This window comes from Coprococcus sp. AF19-8AC (genome assembly GCF_003603115.1).
Taxonomy (GTDB): domain Bacteria; phylum Bacillota; class Clostridia; order Lachnospirales; family Lachnospiraceae; genus Coprococcus; species Coprococcus aceti.
Window position 1 is genome coordinate 277,391 of record NZ_QTMI01000001.1, and the last position, 22,992, is coordinate 300,382.

General features: G+C 45.2%; 23 protein-coding genes. 21 read left to right on the plus strand and 2 right to left on the minus strand.

Features of this window, described 5'->3' with window-relative positions; genetic code table 11:
• The first annotated feature begins 34 nt into the window (after positions 1-34).
• The 6 genes from dnaK to thiI all read left to right on the plus strand — a co-directional run bounded on the left by dnaK (position 35) and on the right by thiI (position 7,246).
• Complete coding sequence (dnaK, locus tag DWX57_RS01310; RefSeq protein ID WP_015533135.1) at positions 35-1,882, plus strand: molecular chaperone DnaK; 1,848 nt, start codon at positions 35-37, stop codon at positions 1,880-1,882.
• Positions 1,883-1,908: 26 nt separating this feature from the next.
• On the plus strand, positions 1,909-3,066 hold the full coding sequence (dnaJ, locus tag DWX57_RS01315) for a molecular chaperone DnaJ (protein ID WP_055144029.1): 1,158 nt from the start codon (positions 1,909-1,911) through the stop codon (positions 3,064-3,066).
• 11 nt (positions 3,067-3,077) lie between these two features.
• Entirely contained in the window at positions 3,078-4,040 is a 963-nt protein-coding gene (prmA, locus tag DWX57_RS01320) for a 50S ribosomal protein L11 methyltransferase (protein ID WP_022217233.1), read from the plus strand.
• Positions 4,041-4,068: 28 nt separating this feature from the next.
• Positions 4,069-4,827, plus strand: coding sequence for a 16S rRNA (uracil(1498)-N(3))-methyltransferase (locus DWX57_RS01325; protein WP_120122907.1), 759 nt, complete (start codon positions 4,069-4,071; stop codon positions 4,825-4,827).
• Positions 4,828-4,904: 77 nt separating this feature from the next.
• On the plus strand, positions 4,905-6,050 hold the full coding sequence (locus tag DWX57_RS01330; protein WP_118757618.1) for a cysteine desulfurase family protein: 1,146 nt from the start codon (positions 4,905-4,907) through the stop codon (positions 6,048-6,050).
• A gap of 8 nt (positions 6,051-6,058) precedes the next feature.
• Positions 6,059-7,246 (plus strand): tRNA uracil 4-sulfurtransferase ThiI, encoded by a 1,188-nt coding sequence (gene thiI / locus DWX57_RS01335; protein ID WP_117548736.1) that lies wholly within the window; start codon positions 6,059-6,061, stop codon positions 7,244-7,246.
• A gap of 101 nt (positions 7,247-7,347) precedes the next feature.
• On the opposite strand, the gene DWX57_RS01340 is transcribed toward thiI, so the two are convergent.
• Positions 7,348-7,581 (minus strand): HPr family phosphocarrier protein, encoded by a 234-nt coding sequence (locus DWX57_RS01340; protein ID WP_015533130.1) that lies wholly within the window; start codon positions 7,579-7,581, stop codon positions 7,348-7,350.
• A 92-nt stretch (positions 7,582-7,673) separates the two neighbouring features.
• Between DWX57_RS01340 and mtaB the strand changes: the two genes are divergently transcribed.
• The 9 genes from mtaB to DWX57_RS01385 all read left to right on the plus strand — a co-directional run bounded on the left by mtaB (position 7,674) and on the right by DWX57_RS01385 (position 14,586).
• Entirely contained in the window at positions 7,674-9,032 is a 1,359-nt protein-coding gene (mtaB, locus tag DWX57_RS01345; RefSeq protein ID WP_117548737.1) for a tRNA (N(6)-L-threonylcarbamoyladenosine(37)-C(2))-methylthiotransferase MtaB, read from the plus strand.
• 66 nt (positions 9,033-9,098) lie between these two features.
• Entirely contained in the window at positions 9,099-9,356 is a 258-nt protein-coding gene (locus tag DWX57_RS01350; RefSeq protein ID WP_022217238.1) for an IreB family regulatory phosphoprotein, read from the plus strand.
• A gap of 14 nt (positions 9,357-9,370) precedes the next feature.
• On the plus strand, positions 9,371-9,820 hold the full coding sequence (gene ruvX, locus DWX57_RS01355) for a Holliday junction resolvase RuvX (protein ID WP_015533127.1): 450 nt from the start codon (positions 9,371-9,373) through the stop codon (positions 9,818-9,820).
• Between the two features lie 59 nt (positions 9,821-9,879).
• A complete protein-coding gene (locus DWX57_RS01360) occupies positions 9,880-10,158 on the plus strand; it encodes a DUF1292 domain-containing protein (RefSeq protein WP_015533126.1) in 279 nt (92 codons plus the stop codon).
• Between the two features lie 5 nt (positions 10,159-10,163).
• The gene (locus DWX57_RS01365) at positions 10,164-11,828 is read left to right on the plus strand and encodes a ribonuclease J (protein ID WP_022217240.1); all 1,665 of its coding nucleotides are present in this window, start codon (positions 10,164-10,166) and stop codon (positions 11,826-11,828) included.
• Positions 11,829-11,840: 12 nt separating this feature from the next.
• A complete protein-coding gene (locus DWX57_RS01370; protein ID WP_015533125.1) occupies positions 11,841-12,188 on the plus strand; it encodes a YlbF family regulator in 348 nt (115 codons plus the stop codon).
• A gap of 45 nt (positions 12,189-12,233) precedes the next feature.
• Positions 12,234-12,674, plus strand: coding sequence for an endolytic transglycosylase MltG (locus DWX57_RS01375; protein ID WP_022217242.1), 441 nt, complete (start codon positions 12,234-12,236; stop codon positions 12,672-12,674).
• A 15-nt stretch (positions 12,675-12,689) separates the two neighbouring features.
• Entirely contained in the window at positions 12,690-13,331 is a 642-nt protein-coding gene (locus DWX57_RS01380) for an O-methyltransferase (RefSeq protein WP_117874710.1), read from the plus strand.
• A 25-nt stretch (positions 13,332-13,356) separates the two neighbouring features.
• On the plus strand, positions 13,357-14,586 hold the full coding sequence (locus DWX57_RS01385; RefSeq protein ID WP_120122908.1) for a peptidase U32 family protein: 1,230 nt from the start codon (positions 13,357-13,359) through the stop codon (positions 14,584-14,586).
• Between the two features lie 19 nt (positions 14,587-14,605).
• Here DWX57_RS01385 and sigK read toward each other — a convergent pair whose 3' ends face one another.
• The gene (gene sigK / locus DWX57_RS01390; protein WP_118649241.1) at positions 14,606-15,226 is read right to left on the minus strand and encodes an RNA polymerase sporulation sigma factor SigK; all 621 of its coding nucleotides are present in this window, start codon (positions 15,224-15,226) and stop codon (positions 14,606-14,608) included.
• A 284-nt stretch (positions 15,227-15,510) separates the two neighbouring features.
• Here sigK and DWX57_RS01395 point away from each other — a divergent pair, with 284 nt between their 5' ends.
• The 6 genes from DWX57_RS01395 to pilM all read left to right on the plus strand — a co-directional run bounded on the left by DWX57_RS01395 (position 15,511) and on the right by pilM (position 22,987).
• The gene (locus DWX57_RS01395; RefSeq protein WP_117874714.1) at positions 15,511-17,253 is read left to right on the plus strand and encodes a GspE/PulE family protein; all 1,743 of its coding nucleotides are present in this window, start codon (positions 15,511-15,513) and stop codon (positions 17,251-17,253) included.
• A 74-nt stretch (positions 17,254-17,327) separates the two neighbouring features.
• Complete coding sequence (locus tag DWX57_RS01400) at positions 17,328-18,389, plus strand: type IV pilus twitching motility protein PilT (protein ID WP_117548741.1); 1,062 nt, start codon at positions 17,328-17,330, stop codon at positions 18,387-18,389.
• Positions 18,390-18,609: 220 nt separating this feature from the next.
• Positions 18,610-19,818, plus strand: a complete 1,209-nt coding sequence (locus DWX57_RS01405) for a type II secretion system F family protein (RefSeq protein ID WP_117874716.1) — start codon at positions 18,610-18,612, stop codon at positions 19,816-19,818.
• An 18-nt stretch (positions 19,819-19,836) separates the two neighbouring features.
• Positions 19,837-20,253, plus strand: coding sequence for a type II secretion system protein (locus DWX57_RS01410; protein ID WP_055144040.1), 417 nt, complete (start codon positions 19,837-19,839; stop codon positions 20,251-20,253).
• A gap of 145 nt (positions 20,254-20,398) precedes the next feature.
• Complete coding sequence (locus DWX57_RS01415) at positions 20,399-20,824, plus strand: type II secretion system protein (protein ID WP_118649240.1); 426 nt, start codon at positions 20,399-20,401, stop codon at positions 20,822-20,824.
• Between the two features lie 549 nt (positions 20,825-21,373).
• A complete protein-coding gene (gene pilM, locus DWX57_RS01420) occupies positions 21,374-22,987 on the plus strand; it encodes a type IV pilus assembly protein PilM (protein ID WP_022216709.1) in 1,614 nt (537 codons plus the stop codon).
• Positions 22,988-22,992 lie beyond the last annotated feature (5 nt).

Consider the following 22,992-nt stretch of genomic DNA (forward strand, 5'->3'; position numbering starts at 1 on the left):
TAATCATGAAATTTTTTTCTAGGAGGAAAAGACAATGGGTAAGATTATAGGTATTGACTTAGGTACAACAAATTCATGTGTAGCAGTTATGGAAGGTGGTAAGCCTGTAGTTATAGCTAACTCAGAGGGTATGAGAACAACACCTTCAGTAGTAGGTTTCCTGAAGACAGGAGAGAGAGTAGTAGGTGAGCCTGCAAAGCGTCAGGCAGTTACAAACGCAGATAAGACAATTTCATCTATCAAGCGTCACATGGGATCAGATTACAGAGTAGAGATAGATGGCAAGAAGTATTCACCACAGGAGATTTCAGCAATGATCCTTCAGAAGCTGAAGTCAGATGCAGAGGGATACTTAGGAGAGAAGGTTACAGAGGCAGTTATCACAGTTCCTGCTTACTTCTCAGATGGACAGAGACAGGCAACAAAGGATGCCGGTAAGATCGCAGGTCTTGATGTAAAGCGTATCATCAACGAGCCTACAGCAGCAGCTCTTTCATATGGTCTTGACAACGAGCAGGAGCAGAGAATCATGGTTTACGATTTAGGTGGTGGTACATTCGATGTATCTATCATTGAGATCGGTGAGGGTGTCATCGAGGTTCTTGCAACAGCCGGCGATAACAAGCTCGGTGGTGATGACTTCGATAACGCAATTACACAGTATATGCTTGATGAATTCAAGAAGGCAGAGGGCATCGACCTTTCAGGCGATAAGATGGCTATGCAGAGATTAAAGGAAGCAGCAGAGAAGGCAAAGAAGGAGCTGTCATCAGCTACAACAACCAATATCAACCTTCCTTTCATCACAGCAAACCAGGATGGACCAAAGCATTTCGATATGAACCTTACAAGAGCTAAGTTCGATGAGCTTACAGCAGATCTTGTAGACAGAACAAAGGGCCCTGTTAACACAGCACTTGCTGATGCAGGACTTACAGCAGCAGACCTTGACAAGGTACTTCTTGTCGGTGGTTCAACCCGTATCATCGCAGTACAGGAAGAGGTTAAGAGACTTACAGGTAAGGAGCCATTCAAGGGAATCAACCCTGATGAGTGTGTTGCTATCGGTGCTTGTATCCAGGGTGGTAAGCTTGCCGGAGATGCCGGTGCAGGCGAGATCCTTCTTCTGGATGTTACACCACTTACACTTTCAATCGAGACAATGGGTGGTATAGCTACTCACCTTATCGAGAGAAATACAACAATCCCTACAAAGAAGAGCCAGATCTTCTCAACAGCACAGGATAATCAGGATGCCGTTGATATCAACGTAGTACAGGGTGAGAGACAGTTCGCAAAGGACAACAAGAGTCTTGGCAGATTCAGACTTGATGGTATCGCTCCAGCAAGACGTGGAGTTCCACAGATCGAGGTTACATTCGATATCGATGCAAATGGTATCGTAAATGTATCAGCAAAGGATCTCGGAACAGGAAGAGAGCAGCACATTACTATCACATCAGGAACATCACTTTCAGATGATGATATCGATAGAGCAGTTAAGGAAGCAGCAGAGTACGAGGCTCAGGATAAGAAGCGTAAGGAAGGCATCGAGGCAAGAAATGAGGCAGATGCACTTGCATTCCAGACAGAGAAGGCACTCGGTGAGGTAGGGGATAAGCTTTCAGACTCTGACAAGGCTGGCGTAAAGGCAGATCTTGACTCCTTAAGAGCAGCAATAGACAGCACAGATGCAGAGAATATGAGCGATGCAGATGTAGATAAGATCAAGGCTGCAAAGGATAAGCTGATGGAGAGCGCACAGAACCTGTTCTCAAAGCTCTATGAGCAGAACGGTCCTGGAGCAAACGCAGGAACAGGCGCAGGCACACCTGATTACTCAGATGGCGATGTTGTAGATGGAGATTTCACAGAGGTTTAATATATAGAGGATGAAAGGTAAAGGCTATGGCAGAGACAAAGACCGATTATTATGAAGTCCTTGGTGTAACCAAGGGAGCCTCTGAAGCCGAGATCAAAAGGGCATACCGAGTGGTAGCAAAAAAATACCACCCGGATATGAACCCTGGTGATGAAGAGGCTGCAGAGAAATTCAAAGAAGCAGCTGAAGCTTATTCAGTCCTCAGTGACCCTGAGAAACGTGCAAAGTATGATCAGTTTGGCCATGCAGCATTCGACCAGAACGGCGGCGGTGCCGGCGGATTTGGTGGATTTGACTTCGCGGACATGGGAGATATCTTTGGAGATATATTTGGAGATATGTTCGGTGGCGCAAGCCGTCAGAGAAATACAAATGGTCCTATGAAGGGCGCAAACATCAAGACAACCATCAGAGTAGCCTTTGAGGAGGCTATATTCGGAACCCAGAAGGAGCTTGAGCTCCCACTGAAGGATGAGTGTGATGTATGTAAGGGAACCGGTTCACAGCCGGGACACCAGCCTGAGGTCTGCGGCAAGTGCGGCGGTAAGGGACAGATAGTGACAACACAGCAGTCACTTTTTGGAGTTGTACGTAATGTTCAGACATGTCCTGATTGTAGTGGATCTGGTAAGATCATCAGATACAAGTGCAGCAACTGTGCAGGAACAGGATATGTAAAGAGCAGAAAGAAGATACAGATAGCTATTCCACCAGGAGTAGACAATGGTACTAACATCCGAATCAAAGGAAAGGGTGAGCCTGGTATCAACGGTGGTGAGAGAGGAGATCTTACAGTTACCATACTTGTTGATCGTCATCCAAACTTCCAGAGACAGGAGTACAATCTGTATTCATCAGAGCCTATCACATTTACACAGGCAGCACTTGGTGGAGTTATCAAGATCAACACCATCGAAGGAGAGGTTGATTACACCATACCACCAGGAACACAGACAGATACACGTATAAAGCTGAAGGGCAAAGGAGTACCTAACCTCAAGAACCCAACTCAGCGAGGCGATCACTATGTAACACTTGTTGTACAGGTGCCGGAGAAGCTCACAGAGGAGCAGAAGAAGATCCTAAACCAGTATGAGCAGGCAACACTTGTAGAGACAAGACCTGCAACAGATTCAGCAGGACCATTTACATTTGGCGATCACAAGAGAAGAAAGAAAAAGTAGGTATAAAATATATGAAATGGACGAAGCTCACAATAGATACAACATGTGAAGCTGAAGACCTCATAAGCGCCTTCCTCGAAGAGGAAGGCGTTTTGGGTGTTCAGATAGAAGATAATATTCCCCTCACTGAGGAGGAGATGGAGACGATGTTTGTCGATCTCCTGCCGGATGATATGCCGGAAAATGATGGAACTGCAAAGGTGTCCTGTTTCCTTGACGATACATTTGACGTGCAGGAGATAAAGGATAAGGTGGCTGCAGAGATCAGGAGACTGTCAGAGTTTCTTCCTGTCGGAACAGGCAAGATAACCGAGAGTGAGACGAAGGAAGAGGACTGGAGAGACAACTGGAAGGCCTACTTCAAGCCATTCAGACTGTATGACAATATCATCATCAAGCCAACCTGGGAGGAAGTGCCTGAGGATGCAACGGACGAGGATATAGTTATTGAGATAGATCCCGGAACAGCATTTGGAACAGGTTCCCATGAGACGACGAGACTGTGCATAGGCCAGCTCAAGAAGTACATGAAGGATGGAGATGAGATACTCGATGCCGGAAGCGGAAGCGGTATCCTGTCATTTGTTTGCAATAAGCTGGGTGCAAAGCATGTTCTCGGTATAGACATAGATCCGATCGCTGTTGATGTGGCGGGAGAGAACAGAGATGTGAACCATATTCCTGCCGAGGCTGTGGAATTCAAGTGCGGAAATGTCCTTGAGGACCAGAAACTGGTAGAGTCAATAGGCGCAAATTATGATATAGTAGTTGCAAATATCCTTGCAGACGTTATAATTCCAATGTCGGCTGTAGTTCAGAAGTTTATGAAGGATGATGGTATTTTTATATCATCGGGCATTATAAACATAAAAGAGGATGAGGTCAGACAGGCTCTTCTTGACAATAACTTCGATATCGTAGATACTGTCTACATGAATGACTGGGTAAGCTTTGTCGCAAAAAAGCATGTATGAACCAGCGTGTGAGAGGAAATAATCAAATATGAACAGATTCTTTGTAGACGTAGATGGCAGAGATATAGGAACAGATATAAGCATAACAGGCGGAGACGTTAACCATATAAAGAACGTTCTCCGCCTTAAAGTGGGTCAGGAGATAACTGTCAGTAGCGGCAGAGGAAGAGATTATACGTGCAGTATATCGGAGCTTGGCAGAGACGAGGTTCTGTGCCGCGTCGAGGATGTGAATGATAACTTTGCAGAGCTTCCAGTGGAGGTTACCCTGTTTCAGGGATATCCGAAGTCGGATAAGATGGATCTTATAGTACAGAAGATGGTGGAGCTCGGTGTCTGCCGGATAGTTCCGGTATTCACTGCGCGCACCATAGTGAAGCTTGATGCGAATAAGGCTGCAAAGAAGACCGAGAGATGCCGGATCATAGCGGAGTCTGCTGCAAAACAGTCCGGAAGGGGAATTGTCCCTGAGATCACGGAGCCGGTAACATTTGCACAGGCGATAGAGATGGCGAAGACTCTTGATATGAATATAATTCCATATGAGGAGGCGGAGGGACTTGCAAAGTCCAGACAGATCATCGCTGATGTGACAGCACCGTCCTCTGCCCGCAGAAGTCTGGGGGTATTCATAGGCCCGGAGGGTGGCTTTGCCAGGGAAGAAGTGGAACAGGCAATGGCGGCCGGGGCGGAATGTATAACTCTTGGACACAGGATACTGCGCACTGAGACGGCCGGACTGGCGGTTATGTCGATCATCATGTTCAGTGCCGACAGGGACAATTAGAACAATATTGTAGAGATTAGTGAAAGAAAGAAGCTTGAAGCCGGACGTATATCGGTTTCGGAATGGTGGAAGACAACATGGAAGCATATTTTGACAATTCAGCGACCACCCCGGTTTATCCGGAGGTGAGAGATCTTGTGGTAAAGTTAATGGAACAGGACTATGGCAATCCGTCATCACTGCACCAGAAGGGTGTGGATGCGGCCAGATACGTGAGCGATGCTAGGGATAAGATAGCCAGGTTGCTCAAGGTTCAGGCGAAGGAGATTGTGTTCACATCGGGTGGAACAGAATCCAACAACATGGCTCTGATAGGAGGAGCACTTGCCAACAGGAGAGCGGGCAACAAGATCATCACAACTGTAGTCGAGCATGCGTCAGTCGGCAGTCCGCTGACATTCCTTGAGGATATGGGCTTTGATGTTGTCAGGATCCCGACCGGAAGTGATGGCGTGGTAGATGTTGACCGGTTGGTAGATGAGGTAGATGACGATACGATCATAGTGTCAGTCATGTACGTCAACAATGAGATAGGTGCTGTCATGCCGGTGGAGGACATTGCCAGACGCATAAAGGAGAAGAATCCGAATGTACTCTTCCATGTGGATGCCATACAGGCATTTGGCAAATATGTGATATACCCGAAGCGTATGGGAATAGACATGATGTCCATAAGCAGCCATAAATTCCACGGACCAAAGGGCGTTGGAGCACTGTTCATAAAGGACAGAGTCAAGGTCAAGCCTGTGATATACGGTGGAGGCCAGCAGGGCGGAATGCGGTCAGGAACAGAGAATGTACCGGGAATAGCCGGAATGGCACTGGCTGCCGAGATGACCTACAGAGATCTCGATGCAAATGTAGCGCACATGAGAGAACTCAAGGAACATCTTATAGATGAACTCACACAGATAGACGATGTGTACAGTAATTCCGGGGATGCGCCCCATATAGCCAGCATAACCTTCAAGGGAGTGCGAAGTGAGGTCATGCTTCATGCTCTGGAAGAGAAGGGCATATATGTCTCATCCGGTTCAGCATGTTCGTCGAATAAACATTCCACAAGCAGCACGCTGAAGGCCATAGGTCTGCCACCTGAGAAGCTTGAGTCCACACTGAGATTCAGTTTTTCACCGGAGAATACAATGGAACAGATAGATTATGCAGTCGAGTGCTGCAAGGAACTTTTACCGATACTCAGAAGATATGTGAGGAAGAAATAGGAGGAAATATGCAGTACAAGGCATTTATGATAAAGTATGCCGAGATAGGCACAAAGGGAAAGAACAGATATATATTTGAAGACATACTCTGCAAGAACATCAACAGAAAGCTGAAGCCTTACGGAGATTTCTATATCCGCAAGGAGCAGGGAAGAATATTCGTTGAGTGCAAGTCGGATTACGACTATGAGGATGTGGTAAATGCCCTTGGAAAGGTATTTGGTATTGTTGGAATATGCCCTGTTGTGGTTGAGGAGAACACAGAGTTTGAGAACCTCAAGCAGAAGGTAATAGATTATGTTGAAAAGGCATACGACAGAAAGAACTTCACATTCAAGGTGTTCACCAGAAGAAATGACAAGACATATCCTATGACTTCCATGGAGGTAAGCGCCGAGCTTGGACATTTCCTCCTTGAGGCGTTCCCTGATCTTGCAGTGGATGTGCACTCACCTCAGGAGATAATCAATGTGGAGATCAGAAAGGTAGCATATATCTATTCGATCACCATACCTGGCCCGGGAGGACTGCCGGTTGGAACGAACGGCAGAGGAATGGCACTTCTGTCAGGCGGTATAGACAGCCCTGTTGCGGCATATATGATAGCCAAGAGAGGAGTTGTTGTGGAGGCAGTATATTTCCACGCACCTCCGTTCACAAGCGAGAGAGCAAAGCAGAAGGTTATAGATCTGGCATGTCTTGTGGCCGACTACTCAGGAGCCATCAGACTCCATGTTGTCAACTTTGCCGATGTACAGATGGCAATATACGACAACTGTCCTCATGAGGAGCTTACGATCATCATGAAGAGATACATGATCAAGATAGCGGAGGAGCTGGCTGAGAAGAATGACTGTCAGTGTACGATAACAGGAGAGAGCATAGGCCAGGTTTCAAGCCAGACTGTGTTCAGCCTGAACGTTATCAACCAGGTCAGCACCATGCCGGTGTTCAGACCATGTATAGGTATGGATAAGCAGGAGATAGTAGACATATCAGAGAAGATCGGAACATACGAGACATCTATACTGCCATACGAGGATTGCTGTACGACATTTGTTGCAAAGCATCCGGTTACACATCCGGTTCTATCTGCGATAGAGAAGTCGGAGGCAAAGCTTAACGGAATCATCGAGCCATTGTACCGCAAGGCTGTAGATACGGCAGAGGTCGTTATGTGTCGCGCAAAGCAGTAAAACAATATAAAACAGTGATAAAAGACAACAAAAAAGAGATGCTTCATAATAAGCATCTCTTTGATTATCAGATCCATATAACATACGGGGCAGAAATATGATTATTCTGCAAGGTATGGCTTCAGAGTAGCCATGATCTCATCGATACCGCTCTCTGCATGAATGTTAAGTTCGATAGGCTTTGAGATATCAAGACTGAAAATACCCATGATTGACTTGGCGTCAATTACGTAACGTCCTGATACAAGGTCGAATTCTGCGTCAAATTTCGCAATGTCATTGCAAAAGCTCTTGACCTTATCGATTGAGTTTAAAGAAATCTTAACTGCTGTCATAAATAGTCCTCCTAACCCTTGTAAGTTTTTTATGTACTGTCATTATTATATTTTTATAGAATACAAAAGTCAATATAAGGAGTGTAAAATACATGCTAAAAGGAATGTCTGTGGCTGCCACAACACTTGGCTGCAAAGTCAATCAGGCGGAGACTGACAGCATGCTCGACATGCTGAAGGCTGCCGGTGCAAATATAGTGGAATTTGACGAAAAAGCAGATATATATATAGTAAATACCTGTTCTGTGACCAATATTGCGGACAAAAAATCAAGGCAGATGCTTCACAGAGCCAGAAAGATGAATCCTGATGGAATAGTGATAGCCGCAGGATGCTATGTGCAGTCAGCCAGAGAGATTCTCGAGCAGGATGAAGCTATAGATATAGTAATAAGCAACAATAAGAAGAAAAGTATCACAGAAATAGTTAATGATTATATTAATGTGAGAAACAATGGAAAAAATGCCCCGGGTAAAGATCATGAAGCCATGGAATACTTCGTGGATATATCCAGAGAGACTGAGTACGAGGAGATGGGCGGCCATGTCCCTGTGGGACACACAAGGGCATATGTCAAGATCCAGGACGGCTGCAATCAGTTCTGCTCATACTGCATAATCCCGTATGTAAGAGGAAGGATAAGAAGCAGAAGCCAGGAGGCGATCCTTGCAGAAGTATCAGAGCTTGCGGAGGCAGGAATAAAAGAAGTTGTGCTTACCGGTATACACATATCGTCATATGGCAAAGATAAGAATAATGAGGGAGCACTTATAGAGCTTATAGAGGCTATCTCAAAAATCAAAGGAATCAAGAGAATAAGGCTTGGTTCACTTGAGCCGGGGATAATAACAGAGGAGTTTGTGGAGAGAATTTCATCCAATTCGAAAGTATGTCCACACTTCCATCTGAGCCTGCAGAGCGGCTGTGATTCAGTGCTCAAGAGAATGAACAGAAAGTACACTTGCGAGCAATACTTTGAAAAATGTGACATGCTGAGAAAGGCGTATAAGTCCCCTGCACTCACCACGGATGTGATAGTGGGCTTCCCGGGAGAGACTGAGGAAGAATTTGCAGAGACTGTCAGATATCTGACGGAGCTCAATCTGTATGAGATGCATATATTCAAGTATTCTCCGAGAAAGGGGACAGTCGCTGCCGCCATGAAAGAGCAGGTTGCCCCTGAGATAAAGAATGAGCGAAGCGATGTGCTGCTTAAGCTTGCCCATGACAACAAGACTGCGTATGAATCTCAGTTTGAGGGCTGTGAGCTTGAAGTTCTGGTGGAAGAGGTTGTAAAAAAGAACAATAAGACATATCTCAGGGGACATACGGAGAGATACATGGATATACTCATAGATGTGGGCGACATATCCATGCCGGAGAGTTTTGTGAACAGCTTTGTGTATGTGACATATACCCAAAATGGGGGAAACCTTCCTTTACTTTTGTAGTTTTTTATATTAGAATAGGAATGTTAATTGGCTCATGAGATAATAACAAGATGAGGACGTGATTTGATGAATAACGAAAGTACACAGAATATTGTTCCAATCAAGGACGCGACAGTGGACGTACGCGAGATAATTGGAGAAGTATACGATGCACTTACCGAGAAAGGATATAATCCGGTAAGCCAGGTTGTTGGGTACATAATGAGCGGTGACCCGACATATATCACAAGCTACAAGAATGCGCGAAGCCTGATCATGAAGGTGGAGAGAGACGAGATCATTGAGGTTTTACTTGAGGACTATATCAAGAATAACCTCGTGTAAAGGAAAAGAATAGTATGAGAATATTGGGACTTGACTATGGAACCAAGACGGTGGGAGTTGCCGTGAGCGATCCGCTCAAGATGACTGCCCAGCCGCTGGAGACGATAGAGAGAAAGTCGGCGAACAAGCTGAGACAGACACTTGCCCGCATAGAGGCCATACTTGAAGAGTATGGAGCGGCAGGAGAGCGCGACCGCATAGAGCTGATAGTGCTTGGCTACCCGAAGAACATGAACAATTCAGAGGGAGACAGATGCGAGGCCACCCAGGCATTCAAGGAGGATCTTGAGCGCAGAACAGGACTTGAGGTTGTTCTGTGGGATGAGCGCCTTACCACTGTGGAGGCAGAGCGGATCCTTATGGACAGCGGAGTGAGAAGAGAGAACAGGAAGACGTACATAGACAAGATGGCGGCTGCGGTCATACTGCAGAACTATCTTGATGCGAAGTGCAGCAGTCTGTGATAGACACAGACCTTCTGCCTTTGTTTTGTGTACGCCTGAAGAAGTATTAAGAGGTTTATATGGCAGAGAACAGGAAGACGGACAACAGTATCATATTTGAAGCAGAAGATGGAACAGAAGTGGAATTCTCGGTTGTGGAGCAGACCACACTTGGCGGCGTGAATTATCTGTTCGTTATAGACAAGGCGGATGATGAATCATTCCTTATCCTTCGCGAGAACAACGGAGCTGATACGGAAGAGATGGCAGCATACGATATTGTGGAAGATGAAAATGAATTAGAGGCGGTCATCAAGATATTTGACGAGCTGCTTGAGGACGTAAATTTGGAGGTATAAGAAAATTGAATAAGAATAATAAAGAGACAGTGAAGATCATTCCTTTGGGCGGTCTGGAACAGATTGGAATGAATATCACTGCGATAGAGTATGAGGACTCTATCATAGTCATTGACTGCGGACTGGCATTCCCTGAGGACGACATGTTAGGAATCGATCTGGTAATTCCTGATGTCACCTATCTCAAGGAAAACGCGGACAAGGTCAGGGGACTCGTGGTTACCCATGGACATGAGGATCACATAGGAGCCATACCGTACATTGAGAAAGAATTAAACATGCCGATCTATGCGACCAAGCTGACCATGGGTCTTATAGAGAACAAACTGAAAGAACACAACCTTATGAACAACACCAGAAGAAAGGTTGTAAAGTATGGTCAGAATATAAATCTTGGGGCATTTAGAGTGGAATTCATCAGAACAAACCACTCCATAGCAGATTCGGCGGCCCTTGCCATATACACACCGGCCGGACTTATTGTCCACACCGGAGATTTCAAGATAGACTACACACCGGTATTTGGTGGAACCATAGATCTTCAGAGATTTGCTGAGCTCGGCAAGAAGGGTGTGCTTGCACTCATGGCTGACTCGACAAATGCTGAGAAGGAGGGCTTCACACAGTCAGAGAAGACAGTGGGAAGAACATTTGACAACCTGTTCAACGACAACAAGGATCACAGGATCATCATAGCGACATTTGCATCCAACGTTGACAGAGTACAGCAGATCATCAATTCAGCTTACAAGTATGGCAGAAAGGCTGTCATAGAGGGACGAAGCATGGTGAACATCATCACCACGGCGTCCGAGCTTGGATATATCAACATACCGGACAACACACTCATAGATATAAGCGAGATGAAGAACTACCCGGATGAGAAGGTTGTTCTCATCACCACGGGAAGTCAGGGAGAGAACATGGCTGCGCTGTCACGTATAGCTGCATCCATACACAATAAAGTAGCCATAAAGCCTGGTGATGTGGTCATTTTCAGCTCACATCCTATACCGGGAAATGAAAAGGCGGTATTCAAGGTTATAAATGAGCTCGAGGCGAAGGGTGCACACGTTATATTTGAGGATACACACGTATCCGGCCATGCCTGCCGTGAGGAGCTCAAGCTTATATATGCGCTCACAAGACCGAAATATGCAATACCTGTCCACGGTGAGTATAGACACCTCAAGAGACATGCAGAGCTTGCAGTTGAGATGGGAATCCCTAAGGAGAATGTCAAGATCATGACCACAGGCGATGTTCTTGAGATCGGTGAGGAGAAGTTCGACGTTGTCGGCAAGGTTCCTGCACAGGGAGTGTTTGTGGATGGACTTGGAGTTGGAGATGTTGGAAATATCGTCCTCAGAGACAGACAGCTTCTGTCACAGAATGGCCTCATAATCATAGTTGTGACCCTGGACAGATACAGCAACCAGCTTGTTGCAGGGCCGGATATAGTGTCAAGAGGCTTCGTGTACGTCAGGGAGTCTGAGACACTTATGGAAGACTGCAGGATCACATGTCAGGAGGCTCTCGACAGATGCCTGAGCCGCGGCGTGACAGACTGGGGTAAGATCAAATCCGTGATAAAGGATGACATGGGAGAGTTCCTCTGGAAGAGGACAAAGAGAAGCCCTATGATCCTTCCTATAATCACAGAGGTGTAGAAGGGTGAGAAAATGACAGATACATTGGAACTTAGCAGACAATTAAATGCGTGCATCAAGGATTCTGATGTCTACAAGAATTATCAGTATTGCAAGGATAAACTTAGACAGAAACCAGAAAAACTTCAGCAGCTCATGGAATTTCGTAAGAAAAATTATGAAATACAGAATAACGAAATGCTTGACAATCCATATGATGAAGTTAATAATCTATTCATGGAATATGACTCCATAGTCCATGATACTATAGTCAATGACTTTATCAGGGCGGAGCAGAAGCTGGTGAGAATGATGAAGCTTGTATATGAACAGATAGCGGACGATCTTGATTTCGATATCATAGATGAGGACGCCCGGTGATTCGCGCTGGCTGGGATGTATTTGTGAACAAGGAGAATAACGATTATGGCTTTAGATAGTGCTAGAAGTATGAAGAAGATTCTGAGGTTCCTTTTTGGACTATTCATCAATGTATGTATTTTATTTATATTGGTAAAGGCTTTCTCATACTCGTATGATTTTGCGTATCAGGTGTTTGCCACAAGGGCCGCGGATCCGGGCAGCAACCGTAAGGCAACTATACAGATAACTCAGGACGAGCCGCTTCTTGATGTGGCGGATTCCCTTAAGACGGCGGAGGTCATCAAGGACAAATACGCTTTTATACTGAAGGTCAGAATAGGCGGATATGCAGATGACATCCAGCCTGGTACATATCAGATAGCACCGAGCGATACAAATCAGGAGATAATAGAGATCATAACGGGAAATGGCAAGAGTTCCTCGGGGGATAGCAGCGGAGACAGCAGTGATGATTCCTCCGGTGAGGACAGTGCCGAGGAATAGACAGAGAGGATAATTATGGTATGTGATGAAAGACTTGCGTCATTTATCAATTCCTTCAATACAGACTACGATGAGGTTGTGACCTCAATCAGAAGAGAGGCAGAAGAGAACAGGGTACCTATCATAAGACGAGAGGCTGGAGAGTTCATCAAGATGTTGATTCTTATGAACAGGCCGAAGAAGATTCTTGAGATAGGTTCAGCCGTTGGCTTTTCTGCCATTTTTATGAGTAGATTTCTGGATGATGACGCACATATAACAACTATAGAGAATTATCAGCCGAGAATAGAAGAGGCGAAGAAGAATATAGTCAGAGCCGGGGCTTCAGACAAGATTACTCTGCTTGAGGGCGATGCACTGGAGATATTACCAGAGATGACAGAAAGCTATGACATGGTGTTCATGGATGCAGCTAAGGGTCAGTATGGCAATTTTTTCACGGAGGCTATACGGCTGCTTGCCCCAAAGGGGGTATTGCTCTGCGACAACGTGCTTCAGGACGGAGATGTCCTTGAGAGCAGATTTGCAGTTACCAGAAGAAACAGAACGATACATTCAAGGATGAGAGAATACCTGTACGAGCTCACCCACAATGAACATTTGGAGACGGCCATACTCAATATAGGGGATGGAATGAGCCTCAGTATCCGGAAATAAACGAAAAATGGTTGGAGGAAACGATATGAGAGATAAGAAACCAGAGCTTCTTGTCCCGGCGGGCGGACTGGACACGCTCAAGGTGGCCGTGGACTATGGAGCTGACGCAGTGTATATAGGCGGACAGGCATTTGGCCTCAGAGCGAAAGCAGACAACTTTTCCATAGAAGAGATGAAACAGGGCGTGGAATATGCCCATGCACATAATGCCAAGGTGTATGTGACAGCCAATATATTTGCACACAACTATGATCTGGATGGAATAAGAGCTTATTTTGGCGAGCTGAAAGATACAGGTGTGGACGCTGTTCTTGTATCCGATCCGGGCGTGTTTACCATAGCTCGGGAGACTATGCCGGATATGGAATTACACATAAGCACACAGGCCAACAACACGAACTACATGACATACAAGTTCTGGTATGACCACGGCATAAAGCGGGTTGTGTCTGCCAGAGAACTGTCCCTTGCGGAGATATCACAGATAAGAGCAAACATACCGGACGATATGGAGATAGAGTCATTTATCCATGGCGCTATGTGCATATCATATTCAGGAAGATGCCTTCTCAGCAACTACTTCACAGGCAGGGATGCGAATCATGGTGCGTGCACCCATCCGTGCAGATGGAAGTATTCCATCGTCGAGGAGACCAGACCGGGAGAGTATATGACTGTCAACGAGGACGACAGAGGAACATATATATTTAACTCCAAGGATCTGTGCATGATAGAGTACATCCCGGAGATGATGGAAGCCGGAATAGACAGTTTCAAGATAGAGGGGCGTATGAAGACTGCTCTGTATGTGGCGACCGTTGCCAGAACCTACAGAAAAGCCATAGATGATTATATGGAGTCAGAAGAGAAGTACAGAGCAGACATGGAATACTACAAGAGAGAGATAGCCAAATGCACATACAGGCAGTTCACAACGGGATTTTATTTCGGGAAGACAGACTCAGAATCACAGATATATGATAGCAACACATATGTAAAAAACTATACGTATATTGGAACTGTGAGAGAGGTTACCCCGGATGGCTGTGTATGCTTTGAGCAGAAGAATAAGTTTCTGGTGGGAGAGAAGCTTGAAGCCATGGGCTTTGATGGAACAAATATAGAGTGCGAGGTTCAGGCGATATACGACGAGGAAGGAAACAGTATGGACTCTGCGCCACATCCAAAGCAGAAATTGAGGGTGAAGCTTGATAAGGAGCTTGAGACCGGTATTATACTGAGAAGAAAAGAGTGATCATAAGGATGTCTGGATGTCAATCCAGGCATCCTCTTAATTTCCCGAGAGCCTTTTTCTCTATGCGCGATACATAAGATCTGGAGATTCCGAGCGTACAGGCGACCTCCTTTTGGGTGAGAGGTGACTGCCCGTCAAGACCGTAGCGCATATATATGATCTCTCTTTCTCTGGAGGAGAGGAGCGATGATATGCAGGAGGGGAGCAGGCACAGGTGGTCATCCTGTATCATTTTGTCCAGAACGTTGACGTTCTCCGAACCTATGATGTCAAGGATGACGATCTCGTTACCCTCTTTATCAGTGCCGATGGGATCGTAGATCGAGACCTCACGCGCCTTCTTCTTCTCGTGGCGGAGAGTCATGAGAAGCTCGTTTTCGATACATTTGGCGGCGTATCCTGACAGTTTGCAGCCTTTGTCGGGTCTGTAGCTGTCTATGGCTTTGATGAGACCTATCGTGCCTATGGACAGAAGATCCTCGGGATCCCTCACGGCGGAATTGTACTTTCTGGATATGTGGGCGACCAGACGGAGATTGTACTCTATCAGAATGCTGCGGGCAGCCTTGTCACCGGACAGGCACAGCGCAATATATTTTTTTTCTTCTTCGGGAGTTAGTGGGTTTTTAAACGCTTCCATATATTAACTGCTCCCGTAAATTGATTGTACCGGCTGCACATTTGTTGGACGGGCTATTTTACAATTAGTACAGTCAGCTTGCTTATATAATATGTTTATTGTGCAGAAATAGTGCTTATCCACCCTGTAAAATTGCCGAAATCTGATAAATGTGCAAAAAAATATATCAAAATATGTACAAAATGTTTAAAATGTGAAAATACTGTGATATAATACGCTTTAGGTATTTGGATAATTCTGCCTGTGCGCAGGATTGCGAGAGACGTGAGGAGGGTATTTAGAGAATGCGATTAAGCGTGGGACGTAAGAAGATCAGAATTGGAGATGTCCTTGTAGCAGCGGGGGCTATCACGGAGGAGCAGCTTCAGGAAGGACTTGCAAAGCAGAAGGAGACCGGCAGAAAGCTCGGTAACGCCCTGGTTGATCTGGGATTTATAAGTAACGACATGCTGATTACGGTACTTACAACCCAGTTGGGAATTGACTACATAGAGCTCAAGGGAGCTAAGATCGAGGAGAAGGTTATACACATGGTGCCTGAGAACATGGTCACCAAGTATCAGGCCATACCTATAGAGATAGATCCTGATAACCCGAACATCCTCAAGGTAGCCATGGCGGATCCTATGGATATCATGGCCATGGACGATATAGGACTTGTCACCAACCTTCAGGTTGAGCCGATGCTCGCCTCGGAGGAGGGTATAAAGAACGCTATAGATAAGTACTACGGAAGCGCTCAGGCTATGGAGGCTGCTGAGGCCTACAGACAGGAGCAGCAGAATGTGCTCGGCGGAGGCGACGAGGAAGAGGGCAACGAAGAAATCGATAATTCCCCTATCGTACTTCTGGTTAAGCAGATCATCGAAGGCGGAGTAAGACAGAGAGCGTCAGATATACATATAGAGGCTCTGGAGAACAGCGTCAGAGTCAGATACAGAATAGATGGTGCACTTAAGCAGGTTATGTCATACGACCTCAGCATACTGGCAGGTATCACAGCCCGTATCAAGATCATAGGCGGTATGGATATAGCAGAGAAGAGAAAACCACAGGATGGTCGTATCACCATCATGGTTGACAGAAGAGAGTTTGATGTCCGTGTTTCTATCCTTCCAACAGTTTTCGGAGAGAAGACGGTTATGAGACTTACATCCAAGGACGGTCTGACAAAACCGAAGAGTGCCCTTGGTTTCGATGCAGAGCAGGAGAAGGTTTTCGATAATATCCTCAGCAACCCACATGGTATCATCCTTGTAACGGGACCTACAGGATCAGGAAAATCAACTACACTGTACACATCACTCAGTGAGCTTAACACAGAGGATGTTAACATCATCACCGTTGAGGACCCTGTCGAGGCGAACATCAACGGTATCAATCAGGTGCAGGTTAATAACAAAGCGGACATGACTTTCGCGGCAGCCCTCAGATCTATCCTTCGTCAGGATCCGGATATCATCATGATAGGAGAGATCCGAGACGGTGAGACAGCAGGAATCGCCGTACAGGCCGCTATCACAGGACATTTGGTTGTATCGACACTGCATACTAACTCAGCGGCTTCGACCATCACCCGTCTTATCGATATGGGTATTGAGTCATACATCGCCGGTGATGCTGTTGTTGGAGTTATTGCACAGAGACTTGTGCGAAGACTTTGTACCACATGTAAGCAGCCGAGACTTGTGGAGGATGATGAGAGAGTTCAGCTCGGTGTTCCGGCTGACGAGGAGGATGTCATCATCTACGAGCCACAGGGATGCCCACTGTGTAACGACACAGGCTATTCAGGACGAATCGGTGTATACGAGATGATGCCTGTATCAAGAGAGCTTCAGGCTGTTATCGCTTCCGGAGCCACAGCGGATGTCATTGAGAAGCAGGCCCTCAAGGAAGGAATGCTCACACTGAAGATGGGAGCTGCCAAGCACGTTCTTGATGGCATCACATCCATAGCAGAGATGAACAAGATTGTTCACAGTACAGTGACCGTGGCCGAGGGAGTGGATATGGGAGAGCTGTAAGATATAAGAGATATATAATGAGATTATATATAAATTGTAATTATTAATGCAAAAGGGAAAGGAAGGGACAAGTTATGTTAGACATGAAGGAATTACTTGCCTTCTCTGTAGAAGCAAAGGCGTCAGATGTTCATATAGCTGTAGGTATACCACCTAAGCTCAGAATCAACGGTAAGCTCACCGAGGTTGAGGTTCCGGCACTGTCACCTGCTGATGCGGCAGAGGCAATTGGATCTACTATGAAGGATAGGCATAAGGCCATACTTCAGGACAGAGGAGAGGTCGATTTCTCATTCGACTCACCTGAGACCGGACGTTTCCGTGTCAATGTATTCATGGACAAAGGAAACATGGCAGCAGCGTACAGACGAGTTGAGACACAGATCCCAAGACCTGACCAGCTTGGTATTCCAAGGGAGGTTGTGGAGCTCTACAAGAGAAAGAGAGGACTGGTTCTCGTAACAGGACCTACAGGTTCTGGTAAGTCGACCACACTTGCTTCTATTATAAATAAGGCGAATGAGAACCTTACGGATCATATCATCACACTGGAGGATCCTATAGAGTACATTCACCATCACAACAAGGCAATAGTTAACCAGCGAGAGGTTGGTATGGATACACTCAGCTATGCGAATGCACTCCGTGCAGCACTCCGTGAGGATCCTGATATCATCCTCGTAGGAGAGATGCGAGATCTTGAGACTATCTCCACAGCCATAACCGCTGCCGAGACAGGACATTTGGTATTCTCCACACTGCACACAATCGGTGCGGCAAGTACCATCGATCGTATCATAGATATCTTCCCTACAAACCAGCAGCAGCAGGTAAGAGTTCAGCTCGCGATGGTTCTTGAGGGAGTTATCTCACAGTCACTTCTTCCTATAGCGAGCGGCAACGGACGAGTTGCAGCCTTCGAGGTAATGCTTGCATCACCTGCTATACGAAGTCTGATACGAGAAGCCAAGACTCATCAGATCCAGTCAACTATCCAGACAAGCAGAGCCTTAGGTATGATCACTATGGACGATGCATTGTATGATCTGTATGCTTCAGGAACCGTCACAAGAGAGGTTGCCATGACATACGCACAGGATCAGCAGTACCTGAGAAAGAAGATCAACGGACAGTAAGATATATGGAATAATCGATTACCATATGGAAAAATGTGGTATAATAACCAAGTTGCATTGTGCATATTGCCTAAAAAATAACGTGCAAATAATTAAATGTTGATTAAATCTGTGTGGTATAGTAAGATATTTTACATATAATTTATGTTGCATTATTGCGCTTTTAAAGTGTAGATACATGAAAACGTAAGAATATTAAGATTGGGTCGGAGGAGAGACAATGGCAGTATTTAATTACAAGGTTGTTGACAGAGATGGTAAGAATAAAAAAGGTACCATCGAGGCCCCTAACAGAGACGGTGCTGAGAAGAAGCTGAAGTCAGAAGGCTACTCGATTATGAGCCTGACAGAGCAGAGCAGCCCGCTTGGGGGTATAGGATTTAAGAAGAAGGTCAAGTCAAGAGACCTGGGTGTATTCTGTAAACAGTTCTCAGCGGTCATCAAGGCTGGTGTTACCATCATATCCGCACTGGAGCTGATGGGAGATCAGATCGAGAACAAGACACTGAGAAAGGCCATAGCAGATGCGCGTACATATGTAGAGAAAGGTGGAACTCTGGCGGATGCGCTCAGAGTTAACCCGGATGTATTCCCGCCTATCATGATCAACATGGTGGCAGCCGGTGAGATGTCTGGTAATCTTGAGATTTGCTTGGACAGACTGGTAGAGCATTTCGAGAAGGACAATGCATTGTCATCCAAGATCAAGGGTGCCATGACATATCCTATCGTAGTTCTCTGTGTTATGGTTATAGTTATCATAGTAGTGTTGGTAGCGGTTATACCAAACTTCTCAAGTATGTTTGAAGAGATGGGAACTCAGCTTCCACTCGCAACTCGTATGATGATGGCTGCGGCAGATTTTGTCATGTATAAGTGGTGGCTGCTCATAATCATAGTTGCGGCGATAGTATTCGGTGTTAAGTTCTTCAAGAAGACGCCGTTTGGTGAACAGCTCTTTGCGAACATAGGACTTAAGGCACCTATATTTGGCAACCTGAATGTGAAGACGGCGTGTGCAAGATTTGCCAGGACCATGAGCACACTGATGGCGTCAGGTATATCCATGATAGATGCGGTTGAGCAGGTTGCGAAGATGATGGACAACAAGATTATCAGAGATGGTCTTATGGATGCTAAGATTCAGGTATCCAAGGGTGTGCCACTCTCAAAGCCTCTTAAGGATATGACGATGCTTCCACCTATGCTCTCAGCCATGACAAAGATTGGAGAGGAGACAGGAGATATAGAGGAGATGCTCAGCAAGGTTGCTGACTACTATGACGAAGAAGTTGAGGCGGCAACAAATGCGCTTACAGCAGCTATGGAACCTATGATTATGGTTCTTCTTGCAGGTGTTGTTGGCATGATAGTTGCAGCGGTATATGGACCTATCATGAGTATGTACAACGCTATGGACAATGTATAATCAAAAGAGGGAAGTTAGATGAACAGAAACAAAGGCTTTTCACTGGTGGAGCTTATCATAGTCATAGCAATCATGGCTATTCTTGCCGGAGCACTTGCACCGGCGCTCATAAAGTACATAGCAAAGTCAAGAAGATCGACCGATGTGTCGAACGCCCAGACTATAGCGACGGCAGTCGCCAATGCCTTATCGGTAGAGAAGGCATATGATGATGCCACACCTGGTGATTACCCGGTGAATACCGATGGCACACAGCTTGGCACATCGAATGCGTTCACATCAGAAGTCACAAGTCAGCTTGGGACAAGTACATTCAAGCCAAAGTATGACAAGGACAAGCAGTTCACTATCACAGTCAATAGTGATAAGGCTACATTCACCGTAAAGGTGGACAGCTCAGAGCTGTATCCGGATGTGTGTGATGCTTACAAGTAACATACGTCTGGTAGCTATTTGATATATCATGTATGACCTGCATGATAACTAAAAAGGTTAAACCCGGTAGAACGAGGATGCCGGTTTGATATAGTGCAAAGCACATAACAACACACAATAAACAACTAAAAAGGAGAGTAATATTATGAAGAAAAACAACAAAGGTTTCTCATTAGTAGAGTTAATTATCGTTATTGCTATTATGGCAATCCTTGCTGGAGCTCTTGCACCAGCACTTATCAAGTACATCGCTAAGTCAAGAAGATCAACAGATGTATCAAACGCACAGACAATCGCAACAGCAGTTACAAACGCACTTTCAGTAGAGGCAGCTTACGATGCAGCAGATGCTGGTGATTATACATTATCAACAACAAAGCCTGTTGCAGTAACAGGAACTGGTGCTGCATTTACAAGCGAGGTTGTATCACAGCTTGGTTCAGCTGCATACAAGCCAAAGTATGATAAGAATCAGTCATTTATGTTTACACTTAGCTCAGACAAGTCTACTTTCACTGTAACAGTTAATGGTTCAGAGCTTTACCCAGATGTATGTGCTGAGTACAAGTAAGATCCTGACAAACTTGTGTAAACTTACGGATTGTTCATGAGAACAAGATAGGTGTTACATAAGTGTAGCACAAGACGGTGATTATACCTATTGCAACCTCGTACAGGCAGTGAGTGTGATCATCGTCAGGTGCTGACACATTTTCTACTATTTATATTTATAGTAGCTGGGGATTTTCCCCGGTTGCTATATCTTTACACGGAGCTGAATATGAAGGAATAATTGTTATACAGTCTGATCCTTTGTACTCACTCTTTCTTTGCAGTCAGCGGTTTTTTGTATATGTGACAAGTCACATAGCATGACTTATGGCGGCAACTGGCTTACCTAGGTAGAGCTGGTACTTATTTTTCGGTGAGTTTCTTCTATATAAAAGGGTCATTATGTGGATGAGATGAGCTATTAAAAGGGTGACAGAATGTTGACCTTTATCCGGAAAGCACTTATCCGGAACAATTATATGAATGGGGTGAACAGCGGTAAGCTGGTACTCAAAGCAATGTGGAATTTTCCATACAAAACTACTGATTAGCGAGGGAGGCTATAAAAATGGCGAGTAATAATAAAGTCTTAACAATCGACATTACAAATGAAAGTATTACTATCGTTGAAGTTACACCTTCAAACAAGAAGCAGTCAACGATACACAACGCTATCATCTTCGAGACACCGGAAGATGCCTATGAGGATGGCGTGATCAGAGACAAAGAGAGAATAGCAGAGGCAATCAAGTCTCAGCTCTCAGCAAATGGAATAACAAACAAGAACGCGATATTCGTTCTTACCTCTACAAAGATCGTTAACAGAGAGGTTCTTGTACCTTTCGTTAAGGAGAACAAAATCAAAGGAATTATTAATGCGAACTCATCAGAGTATTTCCCTGTTAATATAGAGGATTACGTAGTGTCTCATACAGTGCTTGAGACAGTTACTGATGAAGAGAATAACAAGCAGCTCAGAGTTCTTGCAGTCGCTGCACCAGAGAACATGGTAAGATCATACTATGATCTCGCAGCTATGGCTGGACTGAAAGTAGTAGCACTTGATTATATTGGTAATGCAATGCTTCAGTTGATCAAGACTCAGACAACAGAGGCAATGACAACTATGGTAATCCAGTTGGGCAGTGAATCAACAGTGCTCAACATCGTAAAAGGAGATACACTTCTCCTTCAGAGAACAGTTCCGTACGGTACCAATGTGGTAGTCAACGAAGTTATGGATGCGAAGGGCGTGGATGCAACTACAGCTATGACTCTTCTCCAGAACGAAAGACTTCTCACAGTTGATTTCGATGACAATGCTATAACAGGAGCATTCAGATATCTCATCAACAATATCGGCCGTGTGATGGACTTCTTCACATCAAAGAATCCTGATAAGCCTATTGATGATGTATTTCTCACAGGTGATGGAGCCCTTATCAAGGGAATCGACGGCTTGTTCAAGGTTCAGCTCAATGTATCAACCAGAGTAATGGATACATTGTATAACATCAAATTTGACCCAAAGATTGATCTCAAGATTTATAATCCTGTATATCTCATGGTTCCTATCGGAGCTGCCTTTGACCCTATGGGCTTCGAGCTTGGTGAGACTGGCAGCAAGGGTGGTGCAAGCAGTGTTGACACAACACCACTGGTTATAGCATTTATCATCATAGCAGTCATAGTTGCAGGTGGTGTTACAGCGTACTCATTTATAGCTAAGAATAAGGCTCAGTCAAAACTTGATCAGGTGAATAGAGATATTGATTCAATCAAGGATATAGAGCAGATTGTTCAGGACTATGAAGATGCAGAAAGTGTATACATGGATGCTCAGAATATGTACAGTTACACAGAGAACCTCAATGAGAATGTTGGAACACTTATTGCGGAGCTTGAGGACAAGATGCCAAAGGGAATCAGTCTTACAGCGTTTGATTCATCTTCAACAGAGGTTAGTTTCACAGGTAACACGAAGTCGTACGAGGATATAGCTGCATTTGCAATAAACCTCAAGGATATAGAGTGCATAGACAATTCATTCGTTCAGTCTGTCACTGAGAATGTGGATCAGCAGAGCGGGGATACAACATACGACTTTACAGTTACATGTATCTACAAGGATGTAAATGCAGATGATACCGAGACTTCAACAGATGAAGTATCAGTTAATTAAGGAGG